Genomic DNA, 17577 nt, shown 5'->3' on the forward strand with positions numbered 1-17577 from the left:
GCTTGGCGCTTCGCGCTCGTGCGCGCTTGCCCGTGCCAGGGCACGGACGAGCGCGCACACGTGCGAAGCGCCAAGCTGGCCCGCGTGATCGAGCCCCGCGCCATGCTCGCCGTCGCCCTCGAGGAGGCCCGGACCGGGGCCGCGGCGGGCGGCGTGCCCGTCGGCGCCGCCCTGTTCGGCCCCGACGGCGAGCTGCTCGGGCGCGGCCACAACCGCCGCGTCCAGGACGGCGACCCCGCCACCCACGGCGAGACCGCCGCCTTCCGCGCCGCCGGGCGCCGCCCGCACTACCGCGGCACGACCATGGTCACGACGCTCTCGCCGTGCTGGTTCTGCGCGGGGCTCATCCGCCAGTTCCGCATCCCGCGCCTCGTCGTCGGCGAGGCGGAGAACTTCGGCGGCCAGCACGGATGGCTCGCCGAGCAGGGCGTCGAGGTCACCGTGCTCGACGACCCGGACTGCGCGGCCCTCATGGCGCGCTTCGCCGCCGAGCACCCCGAGGCGTGGATCGAGGACATCGGCGGGCCGGAGTGAGGTGCGCTCCGCGCAGGTGAGCAGAAAGTGGTGCTGCAGCCCCGATTTCTGCTCACGTGCGCGGAGCGCACACCTCCGCGACGCACCGGGCGACCGGCCCGTCGGGGTCCGCCGCCGCCAGCACCGCGTCCTCGCCGACGCCCAGGCCCCGCAGCAGCGTCCGGCAGAACTCCGCCGCCACGTCCGCCGCGGGCAGCCGGCCCGCGGGGTCGAACCAGGTCCACATCCAGTGCAGCGAGCCGAACATCTGCAGGCTGCGCAGGCGGGCGTCGCCCGGGACGAACACCCCGTCCGCCTCGCCGTCGCGCAGGACCGCCACGACGAGGTCGCGGTAGGCGTCGCGCTGGGCCCGCGCCGTCGCCATCCCCGGGACGTCGGTGAGCCGCACGACCTCGCGCTGGAACGCGACGGTGGTCGCCGGCTCCTCGGTGGAGTAGCGGACGCCCGCGTGCACGAACGCCGCGATCCGCTGCTCCGGCGCGGTGAGCCGGGCCAGCAGGACGTGGGCCTCCTCGAGGCGGCGGCGCATGTAGCGCTCCTGCACCTCGGCGAGCATGCGGTCCTTGGTGCCGAAGTGGTGGACGATCGTCCCCTTGCTCATCCCCAGCTCGTTCGCGACGTCGCCGAAGTTGGCCCGGTCGTAGCCGCGCTCGGCGACGTGGCGGGTGAACGTCGCCAGGATCTCGTCGCGACGCCCGCCGCGGGCACGCCCCGGGGCCACCACCGGCTCCGTCATCGGGCCCCCTTGTGAACTGACCGCACGTACGGGCAGAGTAGCTCAGGTCACGCCGACGTGGGAGGACAGCCGTGGACGGTGGCATCGCCGACTGGGTGGCCCGGCGCGCCCTGCGCCGCCCCGAGGCCGAGGCGCTCGTCGACGTCGCCACCGGCGCCCGCCACACCTACGCGCAGCTCGACCGCCGTATCGGGGCCCGCGCCGCCGCGCTCGCCGCCCTCGGGGTCGGCGCCGGCGACCGGGTGGCGCTGCTCGGCGAGAACTCCGCGGCCTACCTCGAGTGGCTCTTCGGCGCCGCCCGCCTCGGCGCGATCGCCGTGCCGATCAACCACCGGCTGGCCCCGGGCGAGGTCGGCCACGTCCTCGCCGACTCGGGGGCGACGGTGCTGGTCCGCTCGGCGGCCTTCGCGAGGCTGGCCGAGGACGCCCTCGCCGCGCTCGCGGGCGACGCCGTCGGCGCCCTGGTCGAGCTGGCCGAGGAGCCCGGCGACCAGGCCGTCGAGGCGCGCCCCGTCGCCGGCGACGACCCCTGCGTGATCATGTACACCTCGGGCACCACCGGCGTGCCCAAGGGCGCGGTGCTCACGCACGACAACATGCTGTGGAACGCGATCAACATGGTCACCGCGGGCCCCGGCATCGGCGGCACCGACGTGACGATCGCGGCCGCGCCCCTGTTCCACATCGGCGCGCTGGGGCTCTCCGCGCTCCCGCTGCTCTACGCCGGCGGCACCGTGGTCGTCGTGCCGTCGTTCGACCCGGCGGCGTTCGTCGACCTGCTCGCCCGCGAGGGCGTCACCACCCAGTTCCTCGTCCCCGCGATGTGGGCGGCGCTGACCCGCCTGCCCGCGCTGCCGCCACTGCCCGCCCTGCGCTGGGCGATCTCGGGCGGCGCGCCGTGCCCCGTCACCGTGATCGAGCACTTCACGGGCCTGGGCTGGACGTTCACGGAGGGCTTCGGGATGACCGAGCTCTCCCCCGCGGCGCTGTTCCTCGACGCGGGCGACGTCCTCACCCACGCCGGGTCGGTCGGGCGGCCGTTCATGCACGTCGACGCGCGCCTGGTGTCCGGGACCGGCGAGGACGTCGGCGTGGGCGAGGTCGGCGAGCTCGTGCTGCGCGGGCCGACCGTCTTCGCCGGCTACTGGAACCGCCCCGACGAGACCGCCGCGGTGCTGCGCGACGGCTGGTTCTCCTCGGGCGACCTGGGCGTCCGCGACGCCGAGGGCTTCGTGACGCTCGTCGACCGCAAGAAGGACATGATCATCACGGGCGGCGAGAACGTCTACCCCGTCGAGGTCGAGCAGGTCCTGCACCGCCACCCGCACGTCGCCGACGTCGCGGTGATCGGCGTTGGCGACCCGACGTGGGGCGAGACGGTGACGGCGGTGGTCGTCGCCTCCGGTGACCTCGACCCCGACGAGGTGATCGCCTTCGCCCGCGAGCGGATCGCGCACTTCAAGGCGCCGCGGCGCGTCGAGGTCGTCGACGAGCTGCCCCGCAACGCCACGGGCAAGCTGCTCAAGCGCGTGCTGCGCGAGCGCTACGCCGGCCAGGCCGAGGCGGTCGCGCGGTGACGGCCGCGCCTGTCCCGAGCGAAGGGCACCTTCGCTCGAATCCGGGCGGCGGGCGTCCCGACGACGGGCGCCCACGCGCGGCTGTATCGAGCGAAGGGGCCCTTCGCTCAGAACTGGTCAGCGCCCACGACGCCTGGGCGACGCCCGAGCGCCGGGCGCTGCGCGGGCTCGTCGCCGACTTCACCGCGCGCGAGATCGTCCCCCACCTCGATCGCTGGGAGGACGAGGGCGCGCTGCCCCGGTCCCTGCACGAGCGCGCGGGCGACCTGGGGCTGCTCGAGCTCGGCTTCCCGGCCGCGGCGGGCGGCGCCGGCGACCACGTCGACTCCCTGCTCGTCACCGAGCAGCTGATCCTCTCCGGCGGGTCGAGCGGCGTGTGCGCGGGCCTGTTCACCCACGGCATCGGCGTCCCCCACATCGCCGTTGCCGGTGACCCCGACCAGATCGCGCGCTTCGTGCGCCCGGCGCTCGCGGGCCGGGCGATCGCGAGCCTCGGCATCACCGAGCCCGACACCGGCTCCGACGTCGCCGCGATCACCACCCGCGCCGAGCGCGACGGCGACGACTACGTGGTCACCGGGGCCAAGACGTTCATCACCTCGGGGACCCGCGCGGACTTCGTCACCACGGCCGTCCGGACCGGCGGACCGGGCCACCGCGGGGTCTCGCTGCTGGTGATCGAGACCGACCGGCCCGGGGTGTCGCGCTCACGCCTGCGCAAGATGGGCTGGCACTGCAGCGACACCGCCGAGCTGCGCTTCGACGGCGTGCGCGTGCCGGCGGCGAACCTCGTCGGCGCCGAGGGCACCGGCTTCCGCCAGATCATGGTCAACTTCGGTGCCGAGCGGCTGTCGCTCGCGGTGCAGGCCTACGCCACCGCGCAGCGCTGCGTCGACCTGACGCTGGACTGGGTGCGCAGCCGGCGGACCTTCGGCGAACCGCTGGCCCGGCGCCAGGTCGTGCGCCACCAGGTCGCCGAGATGGCGCGCGAGGCCACGGTCGCGCGCACCTACGTCCGGGACGTCCTGGCGCGGTGGCAGGCGGGGTCCCCGGACACCGACGTCGTCACCGAGCTCGCCATGGCCAAGAACACCGCGGTCGCGGCGTGCGACGCCGTCGTCGACCGCGCCGTCCAGCTGCACGGAGGGATGGGCTACATGCACGGCGTGGAGGTCGAACGCCACTACCGCGACGCGCGGATCCTGGGCATCGGCGGTGGCACGACCGAGATCATGAACGAGGTCGTGGCGGGCCGGCTGGGGCTGGACGGGTGAGCGGGGCCCCTTCCGTTGCGCAGCTGTTGAGCGACCTCGACGACGAGCGCGCCGCCGTCATGGGCCTGGTGCGCGAGCTCCCGCGCGCGTCCTGGACGTTGCCGACCCGCGCGGTGCCGTGGACGGTGCGCGACCAGATCGCCCACCTCGGCTGGTTCGACGGCGCCTTCGCCCGCGCGATCTCGACGCCTGTGGAGTTCGAGGCCGAGCGCGACGCGGTGGCCGACGTCGGCGCGTTCGTCGAGGCGGCGAACGCCCAGGTCCCCGCGGACGGTCCGGCGGCGCTCGCGTGGTGGCAGGACGCGGCGCTCGCGTTCGACCGGGCCGCGGTGGCCCTCGAGGCGACCGACCCGAAGGCGCGCCTGCCCTGGTACGGGCCGCCGATGTCGCTGCGCTCGGCGATCACCAGCCGGATCATGGAGACCTGGGCGCACGGCGCCGACGTCGCCGACGCCCTCGGTGCCCGGCTCGCGCCGACCGACCGGCTGCGCCACGTCGCCGACATCGCCGTGCGCGCCCGACCGCAGGGCTACCGGGTGCGCGACCTCGAGGTCCCCGCGACGCCCGTGCGCGTCGAGCTGACCGGACCGTCGGGCGACGTGTGGACGTGGGGCGAGGAGTCCGGCGACGTGGTCCGGGGCGACGCCGAGGAGTTCTGCCTGGTGCTCGTGCGCCGGGTGCACGTCGACGACACGGCGCTGGTGGTCACGGGTGACGCGGCGCGCGAGTGGATGCTCGTGGGGCAGGCGTTCGCGGGGACGCCGGGTGCGGACCCGGTGCGGGCATGAGTGCGCCGCCCGAGGTGTCGCCCAGCGCCGTGCTCGGCTCGCGCCTCGACCCGTCGTCGCCGGAGTACGCCGCCGACCGCGAGGCGATGCTGGCCGCGCTGGCCGGCGTCGACGAGGTCGCGGCCACGGTGCTCGCGTCCGGCGGGGCCGAGTACGTCGACCGCCACCACGCCCGGGGCCGGCTGACCGCGCGCGAGCGCGTCGACCTGCTGCTCGACCCGGACGCGGCGTTCCTGGAGATCGGCGCGCTGGCCGGGGCGCACGAGCCCGACCTGACGACGCCGGGCGCGGGCCTGGTCGTCGGGATCGGGGCGGTCAGCGGCGTCGAGTGCCTGGTCGTGGCCAACGAGCCGACGGTGAAGGGCGGCTCGATCACGCCGATCGGGGTCACCAAGCAGCTGCGCGCGCTGGAGATCGCCGAGCGCAACCGGCTGCCGGTGATCGCGCTCGTCGAGTCCGGCGGGGCGGACCTGCCGCGCCAGGCCGACCTGTTCGTCCCCGGCGGGCGCACGTTCCGCGAGATGACCCGGCTCTCGGCGGCCGGCATCCCGACCATCGCGCTGGTGTTCGGCTCGTCGACCGCCGGCGGGGCGTACATGCCGGGGATGAGCGAGTACACGGTGTTCGTCCGCGGCCAGGCGACGGTGTACCTGGGCGGGCCGCCGCTGGTGAAGATGGCGATCAACGAGGACGTCGACGACGAGACGCTCGGCGGGGCGGAGATGCACGCGCGCGAGTCGGGGCTCGCCGACCACCTCGCGGCCGACGAGCGCGACGCGCTGCGGATCGGGCGGCGGATCGTCGCCGACCTGGGCTGGCAGCGCGGCGGGCCCGGGCCGTCGCTTCCCGCCGACCCGCCGCGGTTCCCGGCCGAGGAGCTGCTCGCGTGCGCGGCGTCGGACGCGAAGCGGTCGGTTGAGGTGCGCGACGTCCTGGCGCGCGTGCTGGACGGGTCGCGGTTCGACGAGCACAAGCCGCTCTACGGCACGACGCTCGTGTGCGGCTGGGGCTCGGTCGGCGGATTCCCGGTCGGGGTGCTGGCGAACAACGGGATCCTGTTCTCGGAGGAGTCGCAGAAGGGCGCGCAGTTCGTCCAGCTCGCGAACGCGCGGTCGATCCCGTTGCTGTTCGTCCAGAACATCACGGGGTTCATGGTGGGCTCGGCCTACGAGCGCGGCGGGATCATCAAGGATGGCGCGAAGCTGATCAACGCGGTGTCGAACTCCGAGGTCCCGCACCTGACGCTGATGGTCGGCGCGTCCTACGGCGCGGGGAACTACGGCATGTCCGGGCGCGCGTACGACCCGCGGTTCGTGTTCACGTGGCCCAACCACCGCATCGCGGTGATGGGCGGGACCCAGCTCGCGGGGGTGATGTCGATGGTGCAGCGCCGCTCGGCCGAGCGCGCGGGCCGGGAGTACTCCGCGGAGGCGGACGCCGCGACCCGGAAGGCGATCGAGGACGCGGTCGAGGCGCAGTCGAACGCGGTCTACGCCTCGGGGCGGATGTGGGACGACGGGGTCATCGACCCCCGTGACACCCGGACCGTCCTGGGCCTGGCGCTCTCGGCCGTGCACTCGGCCCCGATCACCGGCGCGACCCGCTTCGCGCCGTTCCGGATGTGAGCGGGGTGCGGGGTTCTTGCCAGCGTGGGGGCCACGCTGGCGTTCAACGCCAGGAAATCCCCCACCTCGAGGTGAGCCGGTGATCAGCACGCTGCTCGTGGCCAACCGCGGGGAGATCGCGCGCCGGGTGATCCGCGCGGCCCGGTCGCTCGGCGTCCGCACCGTGGCCGTCTACTCCGCACCCGACGCCGACGCCCCGCATGTCGCGGAGGCCGACCGGGCCGTCGCGCTGCGCGGGTCCACGGCGACCGAGACCTACCTCGACATCGACCAGGTCCTCGCCGCCGCGCAGGCCACCGGCGCCGACGCCGTGCACCCCGGCTACGGCTTCCTGTCGGAGAACGCGTCGTTCGCCCGGGCCTGCGCCGACGCCGGGCTGACGTGGGTGGGCCCGGACCCGGCGTCGATCGAGGCGATGGGCGTCAAGCACACCGCCAAGGCCCTGGCCCGCGAGGCCGGCGTGCCCACGCTGCCCGACGCGCTGCTCGAGACCGACGACTCCGACGACTGGGCGCGCGCGGCCGAGGGCGTCGGGTTTCCGCTGCTGGTCAAGGCCTCGGCGGGCGGCGGGGGCAGCGGGATGCGGGAGGTCCGGGCCGCGCCGGAGTTGGCCGACGCCGTCTGCTCCGCCCGCGCCGAGGCCGCCCGGAGCTTCGGTGACGACACCGTCTTCCTCGAGCGCCTGCTCGACGCGCCGCGGCACGTGGAGATCCAGGTCGTCGGCGACGCGCACGGGCACGTCGTGCACCTCGGCGAGCGGGAGTGCTCGATCCAGCGCCGGCACCAGAAGGTCGTCGAGGAGGCGCCGTCGCCGGTCGTGTCGCCGGATCTGCGCGAGCGGATGGGCGCCACGGCCGTCGCGCTGGCGTCGAAGCTGGGCTACGTGGGCGTCGGGACGGTCGAGTTCCTCGTCGACGACGTGGGGGATTTCCACGCACCCAGTGCCAGCGTGGCCCCCACGCTGGCACAGACGCCCCCAGAACAGCCCTTCTACTTCCTCGAGATGAACACCCGCCTGCAGGTCGAGCACCCCGTCACCGAAGAGGTCTACGGCGTCGACCTCGTCGCACTCCAGCTCGCTCTCGCCGACTCCGAGCCACTGCCGTTCACCCAGGACGACGTGCGCCCCCGGGGCCACGCGATCGAGGTCCGGCTCTACGCCGAGGACCCCGCACACGGTGACCGCCCCGCTCCCGGCACCCTCCACCGCTATGCCCACGACGGCGATCTCCGCTGGGAGGACGCCCTCGGTACCCACGGCGAGATCAGCGCCTTCTACGACCCCATGATCGCGAAGGTCATCGCCCATGCCCTCACGCGTGCCGCCGCGGCGCGACGCCTCGCCGCCGGTCTCGCGCGCGCCGAGATCCACGGGCCGACGACCAACCGCGACCTGCTCGTCGCCGTCCTGCGCGACCCCGACTTCCTCGCCGGCGCCACGCGCACCGACTTCCTCGACCGTCACCCCGACCTGCGCACCCCGGAGCCCGCGACCTCGCGCGTCGTGCACCTCGCCGCCGCCGTGGCCGGCACGAGCGCGGCGCGCCGGGCCCACGACCCGCGCGCCCACCTCGCCCCGCCCGGCTGGCGCACCCTGCATTGCGCTCCCCGCCCGACCGTGCATTGGGAGGGCCCGGACGGCGAGGTCGCCGTCGTCGACCGGCTCGTCGACGGCGTCCTCACCGTCGACGGCACCGACCACGCCGTCACGATCCGCGACCTCACCCCGGACACCGTCCGCGTCACCCACGCCGGCGTCGAGCACCACTGCCGCGTCGCCCAGCACGCCGGTGCCGCCTACGTCGACGACGGCGAGGGGCACAGCACCTGGCGCGAGCTGCCGCGCCTGCCCGCCCCCGACGCCGCGGCCGGCGGGGCGGGGCCGGTCAGCGAGGTGCCGGGCACGGTCGTCGAGGTGCTGGTCCGCGAGGGCGAGCACGTCGTCGCGGGCCAGAAGCTCGTGGTGCTGGAGGCGATGAAGATGGAGCACCCGGCGCTCGCGGCCGCCGACGGCGTCGTCGACACCGTGCACGTCGCGGTCGGCCAGTACGTCGAGGCGCACGCCACGCTCGTCACGCTCAGAGCCACGGAGGCGCAGACGTGATCGCGATCGCCAACGTGTCCGGCTTCTACGGCGACCGCCTCGCCGCCGCCCAGGAGATCGTCGACGCCCACCGCGAGGGACGCGTGCACGTCGACGTCCTCACCGGCGACTGGCTCGCCGAGCTGACGATGGGGCTGCTCGCCAAGCAGCGCGAGCGCGGCGCCGGCGGCTGGGCGTCGACGTTCGTGCGCCAGATGCGCGACGTGCTCGGCGACTGCCTCGACGCCGGCATCCTCGTCGTCGCCAACGCCGGCGGGCTCGACCCCGCCGGCTGCGCGGCCGAGATCGCGGCGATCGACGAGCGCGCCGTCGTCGCCTGGGTGGGCGGCGACGACGTCACCGACCAGGTGCGCGCCCTGGCGCCCGGGCAGGCCACCCACTTCGAGACCGGCGAGCCGATCCCCGACACCCCGCTCGTCGCCAACGCCTACCTCGGTTGCCGCGGCATCGTCGCCGCGCTGGAGGCGGGCGCGAACGTCGTGGTGACCGGGCGCGTCACCGACGCCGCCGTCGTCGTGGGGCCCGCGGCGTGGCGCCACGGCTGGGGTCCCGACGACCTCGACGCCCTCGCGGGCGCGGTCGCCGCCGGGCACGTCATCGAGTGCGGCGCCCAGGCCACCGGCGGCAACTTCTCGTTCGTCGGCGAGCTCGACGGCACCGAGCACGTCGGCTTCCCCGTCGCCGAGATCGCCGCCGACGGGTCCGCGGTGATCACCAAGGCGGCGGGGACGGGCGGCGCGGTCACGGTGGAGACGGTCACCGCGCAGCTGCTCTACGAGGTCGACGGGCCCCGCTACCTCACCCCCGACGTCGTCGCGCGCCTCGACACGATCACGCTCACCACCGAGGGGCCGGACCGCGTGCGCATGACGGGCACCCGCGGCGAGCCGCCGCCCGCCACCGTCAAGGTCGGCGCGGTCGTGCCCGCCGGGTGGCACAACGAGATGACCTTCGTGCTGACCGGCCTCGACGTCGAGGAGAAGGCCGAGCTCGCGCTCGCCGCGCTGTGGGCCGGGGTGCCCGGAGGGCGCGGGGCGTTCGACCGCGTCGAGACCCGTCTGCTGCGCGCCGACCGCCCCGACCCGGCGCGCATGACCGACGCGGTCGCGCTGCTCACCGTGGCCGTCGCGGGGTCGAAGGAGACCGTGGGACGGCTGTCGCGGGCGGCCGTCGAGACCGCGCTCGCGGGCTACCCGGGCTTCTTCGCCACCGCCCCGCCCGGCCCCGGGAGCGCGGCGAGCGTCTTCTGGCCGATCCTGCTCCCCGCCGCCGACCTGCCCCAGCTCGTGGGCCTCGGCGACCGGACCTGGACGGTGCCGCCGCCCGCGCCCGACCGGACCAACGCCGACGACCGGGTGCGCGCCGACCCCGAGAACGAACGGCGAGTTCGCTGCGTAGGAAGCAGCGAGAGCGCCGTTCGTTCGGTTCCCCTCGGCCGACTCGTCGGCGCGCGGTCGGGCGACAAGGGCGGCAACGCCACGCTCGGGCTCTGGGCCCGCGACGACGCCGCCCACGCCTGGCTCGCCTCCTGGTGGGACGACGAGCACGTCGCGTGGCTGCTCGGCGAGGACGCGGCCGGCTGCCCGCTGAGGCTGTGGGCGCTGCCGGAGCTGCGCGCGGTCGGGGTGACCGTCGTCGGTTTCCTGGGCCGCGGGGTGGCCGACAACCTCGCGCTCGACGCGCAGGCCAAGGGGCTCGGCGAGTTCGTCCGCGCCCGACACGTCGACGTCCCCGAGGAGCTGCTGCGATGAAGGTCGACGCGACCGTGGTAACCGGCGGGCTCGACGCCTTCGCCGACGACGCCGCGACCGCCGAGGCGGCGGGCTACGACGCGGTGTGGGCGTCGGAGACCCAGCACGACCCCGCCGTGATGATCACGTTGGCGGCGCGGCGGACCGAGCGGATCACGCTGGGCACCGCGATCTCCGTCGCCTTCGCCCGCACGCCCATGACGGCGGCGATGACCGCCAACGACCTGCACCTCGTCACCGAGGGGCGCTACGTCCTCGGGCTCGGCACGCAGATCAAGCCGCACGTCACCAAGCGGTTCTCGATGCCGTGGTCGCGGCCCGCCGACCGGATGCACGAGTACATCCGCGCCGTCCGGGCGATCTGGGACGCCTGGGCCACCGGCGAGCGCCTGGACTTCCGCGGCGAGTTCTACACGCACACGCTGATGACGCCGTTCTTCTCGCCGGGACCGAACCCGCACGGCAACCCGCCGATCCACCTCGCCGGCGTCGGCCCGCGCATGACGGCCGTGGCCGGCGAGGTCGCCGACGGGTTCATGGCGCACGCGTTCTCCACCGAGCGCTACCTGCACGAGGTGACGCTGCCCGCGCTGCACCAGGGCTTCGAGAGGGCCGGACGGGACGGCAGCGGCTTCGAGTTCTCGGGGACCGCGCTGATCGCGACCGGGGAGACCGAGGAGGAGTTCGCGGAGTCGATCCGCGAGGTGCGCCGTCAGGTCGCGTTCTACGGGTCGACCCCGGCGTACCACCCGGTGCTCGAGCTGCACGGCTGGGGCGACCTGGCCCGCGATCTCAACACGCTGTCCAAGCGCGGCGAGTGGGAGGCGATGGGCGACGCCCTCGACGACGAGGTGCTGCGCACGATCGCGATCGTCGCCGAGCCCGACGAGGTCGGCCCGGCGCTGGAGCGGCGCTTCGGCGGCATCGCGCAGCGCATCCCGCTCTACGCCCCGTCCGGCTCGCAGACCGACCGCTGGGGCCCGGCCCTGGCCCACCTGCAGGGAGTGTCCTAGATGGTCGCGTTCACCGAGGAGCACCAGGCGTTCCGCAAGACCGTGCGGGCGGTCGTCGAGCGCGAGATCGACCCCTACGTCGACGCGTGGGAGCGCGACGGGCGGATGCCGACCCACGAGCTGTTCGGCAAGCTCGGCGAGCTCGGGTTCCTGGGCCTGGAGTACGACCCGGCCTACGGAGGCGGGGGCGCGGACCACTTGTTCTCCGTCGTGCTGGCCGAGGAGATCGGGCGCGCGGACGCGGCGGGCGTCGGGATGGCGATCGCCGTGCAGACCGACATGGCCACGCCGTCGCTGCACCGCTACGGCTCCGAGGAGCTCAAGCAGACCTACCTCACCCCGGCGATCCGCGGGGAGATCGTGACCGCGATCGCGGTCACCGAGCCCGACGCCGGCTCCGACGTCGCGGGGCTCAAGACCCGCGCCGTCCGCGACGGGGACCACTGGGTGATCCACGGGTCGAAGCTCTACATCACCAACGGGGTGGAGGCCGACTGGCTGTGCCTGCTGGCGCGCACGTCCGACGAGGGCGGCGCGCGCGGCATCAGCCAGATCGTGGTGCCCACGGACACGCCCGGGGTCAGCGTCTCGCGCAAGCTCGACAAGCTGGGCAACCGCTGCTCGGACACCGCGGAGCTGGCGTTCGACGGCGCCCGGGTCCCGATCGCCAACACCATCGGCCGCGAGGGCCGCGGCTTCCAGCAGCAGATGTCGCAGTTCCAGAACGAGCGGATGGTCGCCTGCTACGGACGGGTCGGCGCGTGCGAGCGGGCGCTGGACCGGACCGCGGCGTACCTGCGCACGCGCGAGGCGTTCGGCGGGCCGCTGATCAAGAACCAGTACCTGAGCTACCAGCTCGCGGACCTCTACGCGCGCCTCGACATGTGCCGGCACTACAACTACGCCTGCGCCGAGGCGTACATGCGCGGCGAGGACACCTCGCGCTTCGCGACGATCGCCAAGCTCGCGATCGGCCGGCTCTGCGAGGACGTCGCCCGCACCTGCCTGCAGTACCACGGCGGGCTGGGCTACATGGAGGAGACGTGGACCGCGCGCTTCCTGCGCGACATGCGGATCACGTCGATCGGCGGCGGCGCCGACGAGGTCATGCTCCAGGTGATCGCGAAGATGCACGGCATGTGAGCTCCGCTCACGTGAGCACTTCTCGGTGTGGGAGCACCGATTTCTGCTCACGAGCACGAAGTGCACCTCGTGAGCTCTCCGGTCCAGCCCAGCTCGGTGAGGCGGCGCGCCACGAGGGACGCCGCGGTGCAGGGGTGCCGGTGCACCTCCTCCCAGCCGAACACCATCCGCGCACGATGGGCGAGCTCCGCGGCGTTGTCGCGCGCCCGGTCGCGGCGGGCCGTCCGGCTGTCCGCGTGGTACCGCCAGCCGTCGAGGCGCACCACGAGCTCGCCGCCCGGCATCGCGTAGAGCAGGTCGTCGGCACAGCGCCGTCCCTCGACGACGACGGGGGCCTGGCGGTGCGGTGCGGGCAGCCCGTGCGCGCGCTCGACGTCGAGCGCCCAGTCGGCCTCGAGGACGGAACCGACGCCGTCGCGCAGGAGCCCGGCGGCGTCGCGGAGGGGTCGGAGGTACCGGCGGGGACGTCGGAGCTCGATCGCCTGCTCGACCAGGAACGACGGGACGCGGTGTGCGGCGGCCAGCGCGGTCAGCGTCCGCATGGCCTGGCGGGCGTCGGGCGCGTCGACGGCCAGGTCGAGGATGGTGTGCACCTTCGCGACGTGGGGCAGGTCGGCGTCGACCGTGATGTGGGCGAACGCGCGGGACCGGTGCAGGGCGACGTCCGCACCTCCGCGGGCCGACGATCCGTAGGGCACGGTCAGGTGCACGGGGTCGGCGTCGGCGCTCCGTTGCAGGCCCAGCAGGGCTGCCGCCGACCGGTGGCTCAGCGCCGCGGGCCCCGGGACGGACAGCAGCGCGGCGCGCAGCCGGGCGTCGGGCAACAGCGGGCCGGTGAACGTCGCCAGCACCCCACGCCCCCGCCGGGTCCACCGGCCGCCCTCGATCTGCGCCACGACCGCGTCGGGCGTGTAGCCGTGCGCCAACGCCTGCTGCCACGTCACCAGCCCGTCCTGCGCCCGGACGAGGTCTCTCCACGAGCTCTCCACGTCCTGTTCGACGCACGCACCCGGCTCATGGCTCCGTGTGCGCTGCGCGCTCGTGAGCACTTCTCGGTGCGTCAGCACTAAGTTCTGCTCACATGCACGAAGTGCACATCGTGCCGCTGACCCCGGAACAGGCGGTGACGCTGCTGACCGAGCCGGAGCGGTTCGGCGAGCGCTTCGGGCTCACGCCCGTCGAGGGCTACCTCGCGTTCCCCGAGGCCCTGGAGCCGACGATCGCCGCGCTCGAGGGCGGCGTCGACCCGGCGTGGTTCTCCCACCTCATCGTCGAGGGCACCGAGGTCGTCGGTCTCGGCGGCTTCACCGGCCCGCCCACCGACGGCGAGGTCGAGGTCGGCTACTCGGTGGCCCCGTCCCGCCGCGGCCGGGGCGTCGCGACGGCCGCGGTCGGGCTGTGGCTCGAGCGCGCGGCGGCCGCGGGCGTGCGCCGCGCCGTCGCCCACACGCTCGCGGACGAGAACGCCTCGACCACCGTCCTGCGCCGCCACGGCTTCGTCCGCGACGGCGAGGCGCACGACCCCGACGAGGGCACGGTGTGGCGCTGGGTGCGGGACCTCGCCGAGTGATCACCGGGCGCCGGGCCCGATACCGTGCCCGCGTGACCCCTCCCGCCGCCGTGGAGCGCTCCTTCTGGCTCTGGATCGCCGCGGTCGTCGTCAACCTGGTCGGCAGCCTCGTCTCCTTGGTGACGACCCCGCCCGTCTCGGCCCTGAGCAGCATCGTCGGGCTCGTCGTCGGCGTGCTCTTCCTCGCCATCGTCGTCTTCCTCGCCCTGCGGCTGCGCCAGGGCGACGGCTGGGCGCGCCTGACCCTGGCCGTGCTGGGCGGGCTCTCGGCGGTGATCACCGTCCTCGGCCTGCTCGCCGGCGCCGGGCTGGGCGTCGGCTTCAGCGCGCTGTCGACCGTCGTCGGCTTCGTCCAGGCCGCCCTGATCGTCGCCGCGATCCTCTTCTCGTTCCAGGCGCCGGCGAACGCGTACTTCCGCTGATCAGGCGTGGTCGACCGTCGACGCCCCGACGGCGGCGGACGCGCAGTGGGCGCAGCAGAAGAAGCGCCCGTCGACCTGGTGGCCGTGACCCATGATCATGACGCCACAGTGCTCGCAGCGCGGCGCCATCTTGTGCATCGCGCACTCGAAGCTGTCGAAGGTGTGCGTCGTGCCCGCCGCCGTGATCTCGAACGCCATCTCGTAGTCGTTGCCGCAGGTCTCGCAGACGGCCATGCCGGTGCTCCTCGCCTCGTGCGGCGGCGCGGGGTGCGCCGCCGGGAGGCGACGGGTGCCCGACGGCCCGTCGCGTGAACCGGGGCGCATGAGTAACCCGTCCTCGTGACGGCGGGGGAGTTGAGTAGTCGACTCATCTGTACGGCCGACGGGCAGCGCCATAGGTTCCCGCCATGAGCGCACCGAACCCGCCGCACGGCGAGCGACCCGATGCCGGCGGATCGGGCTACGGCCCGCCCTCCTCCGGCCAGCCGTACGGCCAGCAGCCGCACGGCCAGCAGGATCAGTACGGGCAACAGCAGTACGGTCAGCCCCCGTACGGGCAACAGCAGCCCTACGGTCAGCAGTACGGCCAGCAGCCCTACGGTCAGCAGTACGGGCAGCAGCAGCCCTACGGCCAGTACGGGCAGCAGCAGCCCTACGGCCAGCAGTACGGGCAGCAGCAGTACGGGCAGCAGCCCTACGGCCAGCAGCCCCCGCCCGGCCAGCCCTTCGGCCAGCAGCGTCCCGGGGGCCCGGGCGGCGGGGCCAACGCGCTGATCCCGCCGGGCTTCGGCGGCGTGCCGCTGCCCCCGGACATCCCCCAGGCCGTGCAGCGCGCGTTCCTCGTCTGGCTCGTGATCATCGGGGTGAACGTCCTCGGCACGATCATCTCGTCGGTCGGGCTCGGGGACTACTTCTCCGGCGTCGGCATCGTCTTCGCGCTCCTCGGCGCCGCCATCGGCGTGTTCCTCGCCCTGCACTTCCGCGGGCGGGCGCAGTGGGCGCGCATCGTGCTCACCGTCCTGACCGGGCTCGGCATGCTGTCGAGCCTCCTGTCGTTCTTCGCCTCCTTCGTGCTCTTCGGGTTCGCACCGTTCGTGGGGCTCGTGTCCCTCGCGACCAGCGTGGTGTTCCTCGCGGGCGGCACCCTGGCGCTGATCAATGCGTGGCACGCCTCGTCGAACGCCTGGTTCGGCCGGCTCCCGTTCTGAGCGAGGCCGGCGCGGGCGGGCTGCGGTAGAACGGCGGGGTGGCAGACGACGACCGCCCCTGGGGCTTCCGCACCCGCGCCGTGCACGCGGGTGCGGTGCCCGACGCCGCCACCGGGGCCCGCGCGGTGCCGATTTACCAGTCGACGAGCTTCGTCTTTGACGACACCGCCGACGCCGCGAACCTCTTCGCGCTGCAGAAGTACGGCAACATCTACAGCCGGATCGCCAACCCGACGGTCGCCGTGCTCGAGGAGCGCCTGGCCAGCCTCGAGGGCGCGCTCGGCGCGGTGGCCACCAGCTCCGGGCAGGCCGCGGAGTTCCTGACGTTCGCCACCCTCGCCGGCGCGGGCGACCACATCGTCGCGGCCGCCGCCCTCTACGGCGGCACGGTCACCCAGCTCGACGTCACCCTGCGCCGCTTCGGGGTGGACACGACGTTCGTCGCCGGCGACGACCCCGAGGCGTTCCGCGCGGCGATCACCGACCGCACGCGCTGCGTCTTCGCCGAGATCATCGCCAACCCCTCGGGCGAGGTCACCGACGTCGCCGCCCTGGCCGAGGTCGCCCACGAGCGCGGCCTGCCGCTGATCATCGACGCGACCATGGCCACGCCGTACCTGTGCCGGCCGATGGAGCACGGTGCCGACATCGTCATCCACTCGGCGACGAAGTTCCTCGGCGGCCACGGGACCACGCTCGGCGGGGTGATCCTCGAGTCCGGCCGGTTCGACTGGGGCAACGGCAACTTCCCGCAGATGACCGACCCGATACCCTCCTACGGCGGCCTGACCTGGTGGGGAAACTTCCAGGAGTACGGCTTCCTCACCAAGGTCCGCTCCGAGCAGCTGCGCGACGTCGGTGCGACGCTGTCGGCGCACGCGGCGTTCCTGCTGCTGCAGGGCGTCGAGACGCTGCCGCAGCGGATGGAGTGCCACGTCGCCAACGCGCAGCGCGTCGCCGAGTGGCTCGAGGCCGACGAGCGCGTCGCGTGGGTCAGCTACGCCGGCCTGCCCGGCCACCCCCACCACGCGCGCGCGCAGCACTACCTCCCGCAGGGCCCGGGCGCGGTGTTCAGCTTCGGGGTCCGCGGCGACGACGAGGACGCCGCACGCGACGCCGGCCGGCGGTTCATCGAGGCGGTGCAGCTGTGCAGCCACCTCGCGAACATCGGCGACGCCCGCACGCTCGTGCTGCACCCGGCGTCGACCACCCACCAGCAGCTGAGCGCCGACCAGCTGCGCGAGGGCGGCGTGCGCCCCGACCTCATCCGCATCAGCGTCGGCATCGAGGACCCCGAGGACATCCTCTGGGACCTCGACCAGGCCCTGACGGAGGCGACGAAGGTGGCGACGCGATGAGCTGGACCCCGCCGAGCGCGCAGGAGCGCCAGGCCATCCTGCGTCGCACGCGCAGCGTCGCGATGGTCGGCGCCTCGCCCAACCCGGCGCGCGCGTCGAACTTCGTCGCGACCTACCTGCTGGGCGTCGGCGACTACGACCTCTACCTGGTCAACCCGAACGCCGACGAGATCCTCGGCCGCCCGGTGTACCCGTCGCTGGACGCGCTGCCGGTGACGCCCGACCTCGTCGACGTCTTCCGCCGCCCCGAGGACCTGCCCGACGTCCTCGACGCGACGATCGCGGCCGGGGCGTCGACGTTCTGGACCCAGTTCGGGCTCTACGACGAGGCGCTGGCGCAGCGCGGCGTCGACGCCGGGCTGACCGTGGTGATGGACCGCTGCCTCAAGGTCGAGCACGCCCGGTTCCACGGCGGGCTGCACCTCGCGGGCTTCGACACCGGCGTGATCAGCTCGCGCAAGCGCTGAGGACCGC

17 protein-coding genes are annotated in these 17577 nt (G+C 74.3%); 14 read left to right on the plus strand and 3 right to left on the minus strand.

Translation table 11 applies throughout. The features are described 5' to 3' along the window. Positions 1-102 precede the first annotated feature (102 nt). Positions 103-534 (plus strand): nucleoside deaminase, encoded by a 432-nt coding sequence (locus tag ACQPX6_RS27975; RefSeq protein ID WP_433788382.1) that lies wholly within the window; start codon positions 103-105, stop codon positions 532-534. A 52-nt stretch (positions 535-586) separates the two neighbouring features. On the opposite strand, the gene ACQPX6_RS27980 is transcribed toward ACQPX6_RS27975, so the two are convergent. After that, the gene (locus tag ACQPX6_RS27980) at positions 587-1270 is read right to left on the minus strand and encodes a TetR/AcrR family transcriptional regulator (protein ID WP_433784009.1); all 684 of its coding nucleotides are present in this window, start codon (positions 1268-1270) and stop codon (positions 587-589) included. 71 nt (positions 1271-1341) lie between these two features. Here ACQPX6_RS27980 and ACQPX6_RS27985 point away from each other — a divergent pair, with 71 nt between their 5' ends. The 8 genes from ACQPX6_RS27985 to ACQPX6_RS28020 all read left to right on the plus strand — a co-directional run bounded on the left by ACQPX6_RS27985 (position 1342) and on the right by ACQPX6_RS28020 (position 12545). Next, a complete protein-coding gene (locus ACQPX6_RS27985) occupies positions 1342-2847 on the plus strand; it encodes an acyl-CoA synthetase (protein ID WP_433784010.1) in 1506 nt (501 codons plus the stop codon). Between the two features lie 113 nt (positions 2848-2960). Beyond that, on the plus strand, positions 2961-4121 hold the full coding sequence (locus tag ACQPX6_RS27990) for an acyl-CoA dehydrogenase family protein (protein WP_433788383.1): 1161 nt from the start codon (positions 2961-2963) through the stop codon (positions 4119-4121). A gap of 26 nt (positions 4122-4147) precedes the next feature. Then, positions 4148-4909 carry a TIGR03084 family metal-binding protein gene (locus ACQPX6_RS27995; RefSeq protein WP_433784011.1) on the plus strand — a complete coding sequence of 254 codons (762 nt, stop codon included), beginning with the start codon at positions 4148-4150 and terminating at the stop codon, positions 4907-4909. Then, positions 4906-6534, plus strand: coding sequence for an acyl-CoA carboxylase subunit beta (locus ACQPX6_RS28000; protein ID WP_433784013.1), 1629 nt, complete (start codon positions 4906-4908; stop codon positions 6532-6534). The genes ACQPX6_RS27995 and ACQPX6_RS28000 overlap by 4 nt, the downstream gene beginning before the upstream one ends. A gap of 79 nt (positions 6535-6613) precedes the next feature. Beyond that, on the plus strand, positions 6614-8638 hold the full coding sequence (locus tag ACQPX6_RS28005) for an acetyl/propionyl/methylcrotonyl-CoA carboxylase subunit alpha (protein ID WP_433784014.1): 2025 nt from the start codon (positions 6614-6616) through the stop codon (positions 8636-8638). Next, entirely contained in the window at positions 8635-10389 is a 1755-nt protein-coding gene (locus ACQPX6_RS28010; protein ID WP_433784015.1) for an acyclic terpene utilization AtuA family protein, read from the plus strand. Before ACQPX6_RS28005 ends, ACQPX6_RS28010 begins: the two co-directional genes overlap by 4 nt. Further along, positions 10386-11402 carry a TIGR03617 family F420-dependent LLM class oxidoreductase gene (locus ACQPX6_RS28015; protein ID WP_433784016.1) on the plus strand — a complete coding sequence of 339 codons (1017 nt, stop codon included), beginning with the start codon at positions 10386-10388 and terminating at the stop codon, positions 11400-11402. Before ACQPX6_RS28010 ends, ACQPX6_RS28015 begins: the two co-directional genes overlap by 4 nt. Then, positions 11403-12545, plus strand: coding sequence for an acyl-CoA dehydrogenase family protein (locus ACQPX6_RS28020; RefSeq protein ID WP_433784018.1), 1143 nt, complete (start codon positions 11403-11405; stop codon positions 12543-12545). A 47-nt stretch (positions 12546-12592) separates the two neighbouring features. Here ACQPX6_RS28020 and ACQPX6_RS28025 read toward each other — a convergent pair whose 3' ends face one another. Continuing rightward, entirely contained in the window at positions 12593-13489 is an 897-nt protein-coding gene (locus ACQPX6_RS28025) for a hypothetical protein (protein WP_433784020.1), read from the minus strand. A 137-nt stretch (positions 13490-13626) separates the two neighbouring features. Here ACQPX6_RS28025 and ACQPX6_RS28030 point away from each other — a divergent pair, with 137 nt between their 5' ends. Together ACQPX6_RS28030 and ACQPX6_RS28035 are read left to right on the plus strand one after the other, a co-directional pair. Beyond that, positions 13627-14115, plus strand: coding sequence for a GNAT family N-acetyltransferase (locus tag ACQPX6_RS28030; protein ID WP_433784021.1), 489 nt, complete (start codon positions 13627-13629; stop codon positions 14113-14115). A 32-nt stretch (positions 14116-14147) separates the two neighbouring features. Continuing rightward, positions 14148-14537 (plus strand): hypothetical protein, encoded by a 390-nt coding sequence (locus ACQPX6_RS28035; protein ID WP_433784023.1) that lies wholly within the window; start codon positions 14148-14150, stop codon positions 14535-14537. Here the strand turns inward: ACQPX6_RS28035 and ACQPX6_RS28040 are convergent, their stop codons facing one another. Then, complete coding sequence (locus tag ACQPX6_RS28040; RefSeq protein ID WP_433784024.1) at positions 14538-14771, minus strand: hypothetical protein; 234 nt, start codon at positions 14769-14771, stop codon at positions 14538-14540. Positions 14772-14944: 173 nt separating this feature from the next. On the opposite strand from ACQPX6_RS28040, the gene ACQPX6_RS28045 reads away from it, so the two are divergent. Genes ACQPX6_RS28045 through ACQPX6_RS28055 form a run of 3 tightly spaced genes read left to right on the plus strand, consistent with a single transcriptional unit; the run spans position 14945 to position 17570 of the window. Then, positions 14945-15745: a hypothetical protein gene (locus ACQPX6_RS28045; RefSeq protein WP_433784025.1), complete on the plus strand. Its 801-nt coding sequence runs from the start codon at positions 14945-14947 to the stop codon at positions 15743-15745. 38 nt (positions 15746-15783) lie between these two features. Beyond that, a complete protein-coding gene (locus tag ACQPX6_RS28050) occupies positions 15784-17103 on the plus strand; it encodes an O-acetylhomoserine aminocarboxypropyltransferase/cysteine synthase family protein (RefSeq protein WP_433784026.1) in 1320 nt (439 codons plus the stop codon). Continuing rightward, positions 17100-17570 (plus strand): CoA-binding protein, encoded by a 471-nt coding sequence (locus ACQPX6_RS28055; protein WP_433784027.1) that lies wholly within the window; start codon positions 17100-17102, stop codon positions 17568-17570. The genes ACQPX6_RS28050 and ACQPX6_RS28055 overlap by 4 nt, the downstream gene beginning before the upstream one ends. Positions 17571-17577 lie beyond the last annotated feature (7 nt).

The organism is Actinomycetospora sp. CA-101289, assembly GCF_050955895.1.
In the GTDB taxonomy this organism is placed as follows: Bacteria; Actinomycetota; Actinomycetes; order Mycobacteriales; family Pseudonocardiaceae; genus Actinomycetospora.

Bases quoted from the DNA above. Each gene is read 5' to 3' on its own strand.
- ACQPX6_RS27975 (WP_433788382.1), top strand. From the start codon at position 103: ATGCTCGCCGTCGCCCTCGAGGAGGCCCGGACCGGGGCCGCGGCGGGC.
- ACQPX6_RS27980 (WP_433784009.1), bottom strand. From the start codon at position 1,270: ATGACGGAGCCGGTGGTGGCCCCGGGGCGTGCCCGCGGCGGGCGTCGC.
- ACQPX6_RS28000 (WP_433784013.1), top strand. From the start codon at position 4,906: ATGAGTGCGCCGCCCGAGGTGTCGCCCAGCGCCGTGCTCGGCTCGCGC.
- ACQPX6_RS28015 (WP_433784016.1), top strand. From the start codon at position 10,386: ATGAAGGTCGACGCGACCGTGGTAACCGGCGGGCTCGACGCCTTCGCC.
- ACQPX6_RS28055 (WP_433784027.1), top strand. From the start codon at position 17,100: ATGAGCTGGACCCCGCCGAGCGCGCAGGAGCGCCAGGCCATCCTGCGT.
- ACQPX6_RS28040 (WP_433784024.1), bottom strand. From the start codon at position 14,771: ATGGCCGTCTGCGAGACCTGCGGCAACGACTACGAGATGGCGTTCGAG.
- ACQPX6_RS28020 (WP_433784018.1), top strand. From the start codon at position 11,403: ATGGTCGCGTTCACCGAGGAGCACCAGGCGTTCCGCAAGACCGTGCGG.
- ACQPX6_RS28045 (WP_433784025.1), top strand. From the start codon at position 14,945: ATGAGCGCACCGAACCCGCCGCACGGCGAGCGACCCGATGCCGGCGGA.
- ACQPX6_RS28030 (WP_433784021.1), top strand. From the start codon at position 13,627: ATGCACGAAGTGCACATCGTGCCGCTGACCCCGGAACAGGCGGTGACG.